Consider the following 11785-nt stretch of genomic DNA (forward strand, 5'->3'; position numbering starts at 1 on the left):
TCATGAAGCCACTCAATCGAAGCCAAATAACAACTCAGTCATTCCCAATTAAAATTCTCCAATTTGGAAATGGAAACTTTATCCGGGGTTTTCTGGATTGGATGGTTCAAAAAACGATAGATCAGGGATACTTCAAGGGAGGGATTCATATTGTGCAAATCCATTCCCCCGCAGTTGACCAAAGAATGCTAGAGCAGAACTGCTTATTTCATGTTGCAGAAATGGGGATTTATGAGCAGAAAAAAATACAACAATACAGCCTCATTTCCTGTGTCCAAAACTACTCTTCCATTATTGATTCTTATGATGCCTTTTTGCAGCTAGCTGAAAATCTAGATTTAGAATTCATTTTTTCAAACACCACAGAAGCAGGAATCGAGTTTGATCCCAATGATTCTGATTTTACATCCATTCCAAATACATTCCCAGGCAAACTCACCGCCTTATTATATAGAAGATTTCAGGTATTTGAAAAAACAGATAAGCCTCTTGGAATTATCCCGCTGGAATTACTTGAAAATAATGGGGATTTATTAAAATCCTGTGTCCTTAAATATGCTAAACTGTGGGGATTGTCGGACGCTTTTACCCAATGGCTGGATTCTTATTGTATTTTCTGTAATACTTTGGTAGATAGAATAGTACCTGGATATCCTAAGAATAAAGCTATTGAAATTCAGCAGAAAATTGGCTTTGAGGATCAGTTGCTCGTTCAGGCAGAACCCTATTATTTTCTAGCCATCGAGGGAGCAGAGAAATTAAAAAATCAACTCGGCTGGGAGAAGGCTGGTTTGAATGTAAAATTCGTCAAAGACATCTCCCCTTATCGATTAAGAAAAGTCAGAATACTCAATGGAGCTCATACCGCTATAGTTCCTTTTGCTTATTTATCGGGCTGTAGAACCGTCAGAGAATCGATAAACGATGAGCGAATAGGTCAGTGGATCAGAGAACTGATTTTCCAGGAAATTGTCCCTAGTATGGACTTGGAAGAATCTGAGTTAAAAACATATGCTAAAGCAATTTTAGAGCGATTTGAGAATCCATTTTTAGATCATCAGCTCGAAAGCATTGCATTAAACAGCATTTCAAAATTTCGTATAAGGGTTCTTACCAGTATTTTAGAATACCATAATAAATTCCAAAAATGGCCCGAGCAGCTGCTTTTTGCTTTTGCAGCATTAATCCTTTTCTATAAAGGAGATAATCAGGGAAAAACCCTTCCGCTTAAGGATAATCCGGGAATTCTTGAGTTCTTCGTAAGGTCTTGGAATTTGGAAAATAGATCCGAATCCATTCATACCATTCTTCAAAACCAAAATCTATGGAGACAGGATTTATCTTTACTTCCTGGTTTGGCAGAAACCCTATTACAAGCCCTTAAGAAGCTAGAATCAGAGTTAAACAGCTCTGAGGGTTAGAGGATCTTGCTGCAGTAACATCACCAAAACCTGATACAATTCAGGCTTTCTGGACTTAAATTCGTCAGGCCTTTCAAAGAAATTTTCCAAGGCAACTGCAAAGAACTCGTGATGATCTACGGCTCCCCTTTCTCTAAAAAAGTCATCTTCACCTCTTTTCAATAATTCTTTTTCCTCAGACGCCAGCTCCGAATACTCTTGCCAAAGTTTGGGATTAAAAAAATTACTCTCCCCATTGTACTGGATTTGATTTTCCAATTTTAAAGCATGAGCGATTTCATGAATTCCCAGATTTACGCCATCATGGTCCAATGCAAGCCCTCTTACAAAACATTCCCAGGAGAGCACAATAATTCCATGTCTTGGATTGACCTCTCCCCTGTGATAAGTTTTTGAAATATTGGAAAAATAGGTATTGGGATAAATCAGAATCTTGTTGAAATGCTTGAGCCAAACATTTCTGTAGCCAAAAGTCACTTGCACAATAGTAGCTCCGATAAGGACTTTCATCTCAGCGCTCACTCTATCTAAGCCTCCTCTGGCGAAAAACCTTTTCTGGGTTAAAATCAGTTGTAATTTATGCCTAAACTCTTTTTGATGAGCCGGTTTTAGATTGGAATAATAGGGGAAATATTTATCAAGAGTCTCCTTGTCCTCTTGGCTCAGACGATAATGAAAAGTAAGGATCCAAACCTGCCTGAGGACTTCCGAAATAAAAATAAAAAAGCGTGGACCTAACATGATAAAAAAAGGCAACCAGTTTCCCGGTTGCCATTATATAGATTGTATTATCTAGCGTAATTCACTGCTCTCATTTCCCTGATCACAGTAATCTTTATCTGTCCGGGATACTGCATCTCTTTCTCTATTTTTTGGGAAATATCGAAAGATAGCTGACCCGCAGTTTGATCATCTACATTATCTGCATCGACCAAAACCCTCAATTCTCTACCTGCCTGCATGGCAAAGCATTTATTTACACCATTGAAACTCAAAGCTAATTCTTCCAATTCCTTCAGTCTCTTGATATAACTATCCATGATCTCTCTTCTGGCTCCAGGTCTGGAACCTGAGATCGCATCACAAGCCTGAATAATCGGTGAAATCATGGAAGTCATTTCAACTTCATCGTGGTGAGCTCCGATTGCATTACAAACTTCCGGATGTTCTTTGTAGCGCTTGGCCAACTCCATTCCCAAAACAGCATGAGGCAACTCCTGTTCTTCCGGCCATACTTTTCCAATATCATGGAGCAAACCAGCCCTCTTGGCAAGCTTGGCATTCAAGCCCAATTCAGCAGCCATAATCGAAGACAAATTCGCCACTTCTCTGGAGTGCTGTAATAAATTCTGACCATAAGAAGAACGGAATCTCATTCTTCCCACCATCCTAATCAACTCTGGATGCAAACCGTGAATTCCCAAATCTATACAGGTTCTTTCCCCGATCTCAACGATTTCCTCATCGATGTTTTTCTCTGTTTTGGCCACTACTTCTTCGATTCGGGCGGGGTGAATACGTCCATCCTGCACCAATCTATGTAAAGAAAGTCTTGCTATCTCTCTTCTAACCGGATCAAATCCGGAAATAATGATGGCCTCTGGAGTATCATCTACTACTATTTCTACTCCTGTGGCAGATTCTAATGCTCGGATATTTCGACCTTCTCTACCGATGATTTTACCTTTGATATCATCGCTCTCTATGTTGAAAACAGACACACAGTTTTCCACAGCATGCTCGGTAGCAGTTCGCTGAATAGTATCCAATACAATCTTTTTAGCCTGCTTGGTTGCCGATAATTTGGCTTCATCCAAAATATCTTTGATTTGAGAGGAAGCTTTGGTCTGAGCTTCTTCAGTCAGCATTTTCACCAACTGCTCTCTTGCCTCTTCCCTTGTTAATCCTGCGATTTTCTCCAAGTCGGCAATTCGCTGATTCGTAATTCGATCAAGGTCCTCCTTTTTCACTTGCACCGCATGAAGCTGTGCATTGAGGTTTTCTTTTTTGGAGTCCAATTCAGCTTCTTTTCGCTTCAATTGCTCCAACTCCTTTGCCAAATGCTGCTCTCTTTGCTTGACCTTGTTTTCGTTGGTGATGATGATGCTCTTTTTATTGGACATCTCCTCATCAAACTCAGACTTCAATTTGAGATAATGCTCTTTGGCTTCAAGCATCTTATCTTTTTTCAGAGATTCTGCAGAAATTTCTGCTTCACGCAACATGGATTTGACTTTGTCTTTAGTCTCCTCCTCTAATTGTTTGTGTTTATTTTTGATAAATACTCCCGCTAGCGCGGCTCCTGCTCCCAGACCTACCAGGCCGGCCAGGATGATATATAAAACTTCTCCCATAGGTATTTTGGATATATAAATTGAACCTGCGGGTAATCCTAAAAAACTCGGAAAATCAGTGGAAATTCAACAACTATACAACTTTAGAAAGCAGGGAATTGATGTTTGCTATACTGCTACGGATATGTTCACTGTCCTCTGCATTGACCTCGTTGGTTTCTAAAGATTCCACCATACAGTCAAAGGCCACCATGGCCAAGAGGTCTTGATTATCATCCAAACCAAATTCTGCTTTATATTTTCTCAATTTTTCATTAATCAACTTGCCGGCATGTCGGATTTTTGCTTCATCCTCAACCTTCACTCTCATGGGATATTCTCTATCCCCGATTTTAATACGTATGGCAAGTGTCTCCATATCACTCGGATAAGTAGGTGATCAACTGATCGATCTCTTGTATATAATTATTGATTAAGTCACTCATTTCGGCCGAATCCTCGGGATTCACCGGTCGGTTGTCCACAATGTTACTAATTTTAATTTTATTTTTAAAATGATCGATTTCCTGCACTTTTTCTTCCAAAGTAGCGGATACTTCCGCTAATTTTTGTTTCAACTGTGCATTTTCTTCCGAAAGCAGTTGCAATCGCTGCCCCGCTTGATGGGCCAGTTTTTCCAGTTTTTGCAGTTCCTCGTGAATCATTTTGTCAGCTTCGTATTACAGCTCCCACCTCATTTTGAAAGGCTTGAATCAATTTACTCATTGTTTTATCAATAACCTTATCCGTTAGTGTATTTTCCTGATCCTGCAGGTAAAAACTCAATGCATAAGCCTTTTTACCAGACTCAATCTTATCCCCCTGGTAGACATCAAAAACGCCAATTCGCTGCAATAATTTTCCTCCCGCCTTTAAAGCTACAGATTTTACCTGATCATAATTCACGGTTTTATCGATCACCAAAGATAAATCTCTCCTTACTTCTGGGAATTTGGAGATTTCCTGATATCGCTTCAGACCACTTGCTTTCTTACAGATCAAGTCCCAATTCAATTCGGCAAACCAGACCTCCTGTCTTACCTCGGCTAATTTGAGCATTTTTTCATCTACCAGGCCGATTATACCCAACTCTTTTTGACCCAACATCAGGCGAAGCCCATAAGTGAAGGGCTGAGACTCGATCATGGAAACATCACCGACCTGGATTCCTAGTTTCTCCAAAATTCGCTCAACGGTGCTGTAAACATCCGCAAAACCAAAAGGCTTGGCCTCTTCCAGCCAACTTTCAGCAGATTTGTTTCCGGTATGGAAAATTGCCAATCGCTTGCCTTCCTCGTAGCCAGTTTCACCTTTTTGATAAACAGTGCCAAATTCAAAAATCTTGATATCTGTCTGCCTCCTATTAATGTTATGGGATAATACTTCCAAACCACTAAAAAGCAGGGTTTGGCGCATGACACCTAAGTCCTCACTCAGCTTATTATAGATTTCCACATTTTGGGAAGCATCCAAGAATCCAGACTTCTCGGCATAAGAAGGCTTGGTCAAACTATTAGTAATAATCTCAAAATATCCTTGACCCGAAAGAATTTCAGATAACCGGTATTGCAGCTTATTTAGATCTTTAGCAGGATGCTCAGCCAAATAATCTGTTCGTAAATTTTCTGAAAGCGCTACTTGCTGGAAACCATAGATTCGCAAAATCTCCTCAATGATATCTGCCTCACGGGTAACATCCACGCGATACGGCTTCACAATGGCCTTGAATCCCTGCTCAGTTTCATTTTCTACTTGGATTTCCAAAGACTCCAAAATAGACTTCACCTCAGTTGGAGCTATTTTTTTACCAATCAGACGATTGATATGACCATATTCTACGTCTATTTCAAAATCTGCAACTGGCTGTGGATAGATATCTATGATGTCAGAAGCTACTTTTCCTCCTGCGATTTCCTGCAATAATTTAACCGCCTGCTTCAATGCATAAACCGGCATATTGGGATCAGTTCCTCTTTCAAAGCGGAAAGAAGCATCCGTTTTTAAGCCATGATATTGAGCTCCCTTTCGGATCACATCCGGTGAAAAATAAGCGGATTCCAAGAAAATGGAAGTCGTATTTTCTGTTACGCCTGAACCAATTCCTCCAAAAATTCCAGCAATACACATCCCCCCTTTTGAATCACAAATCATCAATTCCTCTCCGGAAAGTTTACGCTCTTTTTCATCCAAAGTCACAAATTTGCTATCCTTAGGAAGCTTTTTGACAATCACTTTCCCCTCAGAAATCTGAGCTGCATCAAAGGCATGAAGGGGCTGTCCCAAATCATGAAGGATGTAATTGGTGATATCGACCACATTATTAATGGGTTCCAAATCCAAAGAACGCAAGAAATCCTGTAGCCATTGAGGAGAAGGACCTACTTTCAAATCTGTGATGGTAACACCGGCATAGCGCGGACAATTTGTTGAATTTTCTACGTTGACAGAAATTTTTGGTCCTTCAGCCTCCTTTTTGATTTCAGGGCTGGAGTCAATGCATAATTCTTTGCCTAAAAGCGCTTTCAGATCTCTGGCAACTCCCAGGTGAGAGGCCGCATCGGCTCTATTGGGTGTAAGCCCTATTTCAAGAATATGGTCATGGGTGACAGGGATGATTTGAGATGCAGGTGTACCGTTGGGCAAGTCCGTATCTAAGACCATAATCCCTGCATGGCTACTTCCTATTCCCAATTCATCTTCAGCGCAAATCATTCCTTCTGAAGCCTGACCTCTGATTTTAGCCTTTTTGATGGTGAATGCATCACCTTCAGTTGGGTAAAGTGTGGCGCCTACAGTGGCAACCAACACTTTCTGTCCAGCTGCTACATTGGGAGCTCCACAAACGATCTGCGAGGGTTCATTCGCTCCGATATCCACAGTGGTCAAACTCAGTTTATCAGCATCTGGATGCTTGATACAAGTCAGTACCTCTCCAATCACAATCCCTTCAAGACCACCGGGGATGGATACAAACTCTTCGATCCCTTCTACTTCCAATCCGGACTGGGTTAAAAGTGCTGCAATTTCCTCCGGTGATTGGGTTAAAGCAATGTATTTTTTTAATCGATTGATTGAAATTCTCATGGATTTATGGGCTTCGGTAAAACCAAATTTACCAGATAAACAAAAGGGGTTAAAAATAACCCCTTCAAAATTATACACAAAAGTAAAAAATCATTGCAAATATGTCCTCCTAGTCAAATTGGATTTAGTAAGAAGGGAAATCAAAAACGTAGATATTTTGCGTAATTAAACCTTGTGTGTAAATTTTATCTGCTTCTTTATCAATAAAAAAAGTAAAAGGATGAAAATCATCATCAGGGCTGCCCGTATCAAATCTAAACATACGGTGCAAAACCAAGTCATCCTCAACAAAACTAAATTCAAGTAAGTGCCTAGTATTTGATCTATCCAACCCTATTCTATCTGTGAAAGAAACATATAAGTGCTTTCCTGTATATTGAGCATCAATTAAAATATGCTTTATTTCTTTTTCTCCTCTTTTATACCCCGGTTTTTTAAAGTCGTTTTCTAAGGAATCTAATGCTCGTTTGATCGGTTCAAATAAGTCCAACCTATGCCTCTTTATTAAGTTTCCATCATTAGAGACTATATCCAAATACGGAAGATTAATTCCTAAAAGAATTAAATTTCCATTTTCAAATGGTTGGATAAGTCTTGATTGCCTATTAAAATCATTTTCAAATTGAGGCATCTTGGCTCCAATTTTACCTAGTGGTTCTCCCGCTAAATTTATTTTCAATACCGAATTAGAATCACTTTTGTATCCTCGTAATGGAAAGTAAATGATATTACTACCATCATAGAAAAATCTCCAAATCCCAACGGGTTCAGGTATTTTGATTTGGTCTATGTATTCACCAGTAAGCGGATGAAATATACTTAACCTGTTATTCCCTCTATCTTCAACCATTATTCCGTGTTTGGTGGATTGGACTTGAACAGGATTCATTAAGCTTCCTGGTCCATCACCACGATCCTCAACTATCTCTAAAAGATTGAATTCCTTGTCTAACAGGAATAAAGAAGCAGGATTTTGGTTTACAACATATATTCTATCAGAATTTGCATTAATAGAAACCCTTGTGAAAAATACTCCATCCCCAAAATCATCTAGAACTTTCTGAGGACTTAAGACAACTAATTCTGGTTCTGCATTTTTAATGAATTCTTTTTCAAATCCACAACTACATAAAATAAAAAAAAAAGAATAAATAAATCTCATCAGAATAAAGTTAAGAAAAAGACTGGAAGGTCCCCAGTCTTTTTAATTAATCAGTTCTATTAACAGTCAGAAGAAGAGAAGGTGCCATCCGTATTTGTACAATACACATAACCAATTCCAGCATGACAAGTTGAATTACCTTCACAAGTAATCCTTGAACCATCTGCACATGCAAATTCTGCATCACAGGGCAATGCTTGAATGCTAAATAAAAATAGCAATCCAAAAGTAAGACTTAATAGCTTTTTCATAGAAAATTTTAATTTGAATGAATAAAATATTTAAAGTTCTGTTCAAGAAAAAAAAAAAATGAAAAACCAAATTAAATTTGTAATTTTTATTTAATCCTTATAGTTTTTCTCGCCTGCTTGGATGGAAATATTCAAAATATTTTCCTTGGGAGGCAAAGGGCAGGCATAATCCGGATTATATGCGCAATAAGGATTATAAGCTAGGTTGAAATCAATGGTAATGGAGTTTTTCCCATCTTGACGGGCATTGATATAGCGACCTCCACCGTAGGTTTCTCTTCCACTGGTTTCATCCGCAAAGGCCAAAAAGAAATTACGCATATCAGATTCACTGACGGACTGCAGGAGTAAAAGCCGATTGGTTTTTCCTCCCAACTCAAATTCTGCATAGGAATGTTCTATATAACGCTCCACCGAACCATCTGTCATCGGAACTTCCCTTACTTTTCTGTTTTCCACAGGAATTAGCCTTGCTTTGACCTTATAATTAGGGTCAATCGGATAAAAGTTCAATTCCTTAAAATCACTCTTATGCTCCTCTGTCAAAGGGGATTCCACATTGAATCGGATAAACTTGTACTGACGTTCTCTTTCCGTTTCAATTTTTTCCCGATAGGCTTCCGGGCTCTCTGCACTGGTTAACATGTAGGCTACAGCAGCAATTACTACCAAGGATACTAAGATGAGAAGTATGTGATTTGTCTTCATGGATCTATTTCGATTTTCCTGCACTCCCTTTTACCAACAGCAGTACAATTCAAATGTTGCTCAAAATTACAATCTATCCTGAAACCTTTTCAGGATTTGACCAAATCTCTGTAAGATCTCTACTAGACTACAAATTGGAGTGTCTCACTTCTTGCCTCTCGTCTCTTAATTCTTTACCCTAAAGAATCCCTTCATCCGCAAAACTGAAATAACCTGAATCAGTAAAAATCAAATGATCCAATACGGGCAAATCCATATCTCTTCCTATTCTCACCAATCGGTCTGTCAGTCTTTTGTCTTGCTCCGATGGAGTAAGGCTACCTGAGGGATGATTGTGAACCAAAATTACCGATTGAGCGAGATGCTCCAAAGCCACCTTGAAAATGATTTTTGCGTCAACGACCGTACCCGCTGTACCTCCTGAGGAAATCAGATGTTTTTTGATCACTTGATTAGAGCGGGAAAGGAGAACCAAATAAAAATGCTCTACGTGCTCATCCAATAAATCTGGTTTCATAAGCTCATAGATATCGCGGGAACTACCAATTTTAACTTTCCGCTGTGGCTCGTTTTCTTTTCTTCTTCTACCTAGCTCCATGGCGCTGACTATACTGATAGCCTTGGCCTCTCCTATGCCTTTGAATTTTTTAAGATCCTGAATACTCAGCCTAGCTAATGACGCCAAGTCATGGTTGACCGAAGCCAAAATATGCCTGGATAAGTCGACAGCACTGACTGAAGGCGTACCTGAACCAATCAAAATAGCAATGAGCTCGGCATCAGTTAAAGCGGATTTTCCTTTCAGTAGAAGTTTTTCTCTAGGCCTATCTTCTTCTGCCAACTGAGAAATCTTGAGGGATGTATAATTCTCCATACCTGATCAATTAAAAAGTTTGAAAACTAAATCTATTGATTTTCAGGCATAAAAAAAACCCCGACAAGCAGGGTTTTCAGAGATTTTTTATCAGGTATTAACCAAGAGCATTCACGAACTTAGCCAATCTTGATTTTTTGTTGTTTGCGTTGTTTTTGTGAATCACATTTTTCTTAGCCAATTTATCCAACATAGAAGAGACTTTCTGGTACAACTCCATTGCTTCTACCTTATCAGTAGCAGCCTTCAGTCTTTTGATGAAAGTTCTGGTGGTCTTGGCCTGATATCTGTTTCTCAAACGCTTCGCTTCGTTGGCACGAATTCTCTTAAGAGCTGATTTGTGATTTGCCATATCTTGATTTAAATAAAGTTCTTTTACGTTCCCCTATACCGAATTGGAGTGCAAAGTTATTGTAAATAATTAATTCTGCCAAAGGAAATTCAAACAATCCTTTGCTAGCATGGTTTTTCCAGAATTGAAAATTCTACAATAAACCTGCTTCGAAGTGCAAATATACTGCATTTTTTAACTTTTGCTCCTAGAAAATTCTGATTAATTTTAGGTATGAAGATTTTTATCCTTTCCATTTTTTATGGGACATTTTTCATACTTAGCCCAAATTACTGGGGCTTTTATGCACACAGCCTGATCAACAGAATGGCGGTATATTCTTTACCTCCTGAGATGATGGTTTTGTATAAGCCTCATATTCAGTTCATCACGGAGAAAGCAGTCAATCCTGACCGCAGAAGGTACGCTGTAAAAGGTGAGGCGGAAAAGCACTACATAGATTTGGACCATTACGGAGATTCTGCACTTTTTATTTTGCCAATTTATTGGAATGAGGCAGTTGAAAAATTTGGGGAAGATAGTTTGCGCGCCAATGGCATAGGACCTTGGGCAGCCTATTTTACTTTTTTAAATCTGACTAAGGCATTTTCTGAAAGGAATCATTCAGCCATTCTCAGAATCTCTGCCGATCTGGGACATTATATAGGGGATCTGCATGTACCGCTTCACACGACAAAAAATTACAATGGGCAATTAACCGGGCAAGAAGGCATTCATGGCTTTTGGGAGAGTCGGATTCCTGAATTACAGGCAACTGATTACAGTCTTTGGGTGGGTAAGGCAGATTATATAGCCAAACCACAGCATGCTATTTGGGAAATCGTAGCCCAAACACACAGCCAGGTTGATTCAGTCTTACTTTTTGAAAAAGAGCTAAGCCGGGAGTTCCCTTCGGATAGGAAGTACAGTTTTGAGGAGCGGAATAATCTGACCGTACGGGTTTATTCTAAAGAATTTTCTGAAGCCTATGCTGAAAAACTAGACGGGATGGTACAGAGGCAGATGAAAAAAAGCATTAAAGCCATCGCTGATTTTTGGTATACCGCCTGGATCAATGCCGGGCAACCAGACCTGAAGAGCTTACCAGCTGTAGAGGTGGAGGAGGAAGAAATCAATCCAGATCTGAAATTGAGGGTTAGAGAGCATTGAAATCAGAAGGATAAAGTATGAAAGCTGAAACTTTTTCAAAAAAACACCATGGACAGGGAACTTAAAGAAAGAACAAAAAAATTTGCCTTAGAAATAATCAAACTTGTTTCAGAATTGCCAAAAAATACCGCAGGCTTCGAATTAGGTAAACAATTGATTAAGTCTGGAACCTCAGTAGGAGCCAATTATCGATCTTCACAATGAGGCAGATCTAGAGCTGAGTTTATCTCAAAACTATCCGTAGTTCAAGAAGAGGCAGACGAAACTGTATTTTGGCTTGAATTAATTATGGATAGCGAGCTACTAGGTTCAGAAAGAATTCTCCCTTTACTCAAAGAGTCAAATGAACTCACTGCCATTTTCACATCTATGGTGATCAATGCCAAAAGAAATTCTTGATGAACCCTGATTTCAGATTCATCACTTAAGACATGGGACTTTTTTTTCAGCT

At 39.2% G+C, this 11785-nt stretch carries 12 protein-coding genes and 1 pseudogene; 3 read left to right on the forward strand and 10 right to left on the reverse strand.

The genetic code is table 11. The features are described from left to right. Positions 1 to 2 precede the first annotated feature (2 nt). Complete coding sequence (locus FL972_RS07355; RefSeq protein ID WP_144604399.1) at positions 3 to 1421, forward strand: tagaturonate reductase; 1419 nt, start codon at positions 3 to 5, stop codon at positions 1419 to 1421. On the opposite strand, the gene FL972_RS07360 is transcribed toward FL972_RS07355, so the two are convergent. From FL972_RS07360 to rpsT, 10 genes are all read right to left on the reverse strand, one after another. Further along, on the reverse strand, positions 1401 to 2177 hold the full coding sequence (locus FL972_RS07360) for a zinc-dependent peptidase (RefSeq protein ID WP_250161311.1): 777 nt from the start codon (positions 2175 to 2177) through the stop codon (positions 1401 to 1403). The genes FL972_RS07355 and FL972_RS07360 overlap by 21 nt on opposite strands. Before the next feature lie 32 nt (positions 2178 to 2209). Continuing rightward, the gene (rny, locus tag FL972_RS07365; protein WP_144604400.1) at positions 2210 to 3775 is read right to left on the reverse strand and encodes a ribonuclease Y; all 1566 of its coding nucleotides are present in this window, start codon (positions 3773 to 3775) and stop codon (positions 2210 to 2212) included. A 73-nt stretch (positions 3776 to 3848) separates the two neighbouring features. Further along, positions 3849 to 4133, reverse strand: a complete 285-nt coding sequence (locus FL972_RS07370) for a cell division protein ZapA (protein WP_144604401.1) — start codon at positions 4131 to 4133, stop codon at positions 3849 to 3851. Between the two features lies 1 nt (position 4134). Next, complete coding sequence (locus FL972_RS07375) at positions 4135 to 4419, reverse strand: hypothetical protein (protein ID WP_144604402.1); 285 nt, start codon at positions 4417 to 4419, stop codon at positions 4135 to 4137. 4 nt (positions 4420 to 4423) lie between these two features. Continuing rightward, positions 4424 to 6838 carry a phenylalanine--tRNA ligase subunit beta gene (gene pheT, locus FL972_RS07380; RefSeq protein WP_144604403.1) on the reverse strand — a complete coding sequence of 805 codons (2415 nt, stop codon included), beginning with the start codon at positions 6836 to 6838 and terminating at the stop codon, positions 4424 to 4426. Positions 6839 to 6962: 124 nt separating this feature from the next. Continuing rightward, positions 6963 to 8000, reverse strand: coding sequence for a 6-bladed beta-propeller (locus tag FL972_RS07385; protein WP_144604404.1), 1038 nt, complete (start codon positions 7998 to 8000; stop codon positions 6963 to 6965). Between the two features lie 59 nt (positions 8001 to 8059). Beyond that, positions 8060 to 8251, reverse strand: coding sequence for a hypothetical protein (locus FL972_RS07390; protein ID WP_144604405.1), 192 nt, complete (start codon positions 8249 to 8251; stop codon positions 8060 to 8062). Between the two features lie 90 nt (positions 8252 to 8341). Further along, complete coding sequence (locus tag FL972_RS07395) at positions 8342 to 8959, reverse strand: DUF1684 domain-containing protein (protein WP_144604406.1); 618 nt, start codon at positions 8957 to 8959, stop codon at positions 8342 to 8344. Between the two features lie 178 nt (positions 8960 to 9137). Then, the gene (gene radC, locus FL972_RS07400; protein WP_144604408.1) at positions 9138 to 9833 is read right to left on the reverse strand and encodes a RadC family protein; all 696 of its coding nucleotides are present in this window, start codon (positions 9831 to 9833) and stop codon (positions 9138 to 9140) included. A 97-nt stretch (positions 9834 to 9930) separates the two neighbouring features. Next, positions 9931 to 10185: a 30S ribosomal protein S20 gene (gene rpsT, locus FL972_RS07405; RefSeq protein WP_144604410.1), complete on the reverse strand. Its 255-nt coding sequence runs from the start codon at positions 10183 to 10185 to the stop codon at positions 9931 to 9933. Between the two features lie 213 nt (positions 10186 to 10398). Here rpsT and FL972_RS07410 point away from each other — a divergent pair, with 213 nt between their 5' ends. Together FL972_RS07410 and FL972_RS07415 are read left to right on the forward strand one after the other, a co-directional pair. Further along, the gene (locus FL972_RS07410) at positions 10399 to 11334 is read left to right on the forward strand and encodes a zinc dependent phospholipase C family protein (RefSeq protein WP_250161312.1); all 936 of its coding nucleotides are present in this window, start codon (positions 10399 to 10401) and stop codon (positions 11332 to 11334) included. A gap of 48 nt (positions 11335 to 11382) precedes the next feature. Continuing rightward, positions 11383 to 11733: pseudogene (locus FL972_RS07415) on the forward strand (four helix bundle protein). Positions 11734 to 11785: the final 52 nt, after the last annotated feature.

The sequence above is a fragment of the Algoriphagus algorifonticola genome (genome assembly GCF_007655305.1).
Lineage (GTDB): Bacteria > Bacteroidota > Bacteroidia > Cytophagales > Cyclobacteriaceae > Algoriphagus > Algoriphagus algorifonticola.

Coding starts and splice junctions, on each gene's coding strand:
- FL972_RS07370 (WP_144604401.1), bottom strand. CDS start 4,133: ATGGAGACACTTGCCATACGTATTAAAATCGGGGATAGAGAATATCCC.
- rny (WP_144604400.1), bottom strand. CDS start 3,775: ATGGGAGAAGTTTTATATATCATCCTGGCCGGCCTGGTAGGTCTGGGA.
- radC (WP_144604408.1), bottom strand. CDS start 9,833: ATGGAGAATTATACATCCCTCAAGATTTCTCAGTTGGCAGAAGAAGAT.
- FL972_RS07395 (WP_144604406.1), bottom strand. CDS start 8,959: ATGAAGACAAATCACATACTTCTCATCTTAGTATCCTTGGTAGTAATT.
- FL972_RS07390 (WP_144604405.1), bottom strand. CDS start 8,251: ATGAAAAAGCTATTAAGTCTTACTTTTGGATTGCTATTTTTATTTAGC.
- FL972_RS07375 (WP_144604402.1), bottom strand. CDS start 4,419: ATGATTCACGAGGAACTGCAAAAACTGGAAAAACTGGCCCATCAAGCG.
- FL972_RS07355 (WP_144604399.1), top strand. CDS start 3: ATGAAGCCACTCAATCGAAGCCAAATAACAACTCAGTCATTCCCAATT.
- FL972_RS07410 (WP_250161312.1), top strand. CDS start 10,399: ATGAAGATTTTTATCCTTTCCATTTTTTATGGGACATTTTTCATACTT.
- pheT (WP_144604403.1), bottom strand. CDS start 6,838: ATGAGAATTTCAATCAATCGATTAAAAAAATACATTGCTTTAACCCAA.
- rpsT (WP_144604410.1), bottom strand. CDS start 10,185: ATGGCAAATCACAAATCAGCTCTTAAGAGAATTCGTGCCAACGAAGCG.
- FL972_RS07385 (WP_144604404.1), bottom strand. CDS start 8,000: ATGAGATTTATTTATTCTTTTTTTTTTATTTTATGTAGTTGTGGATTT.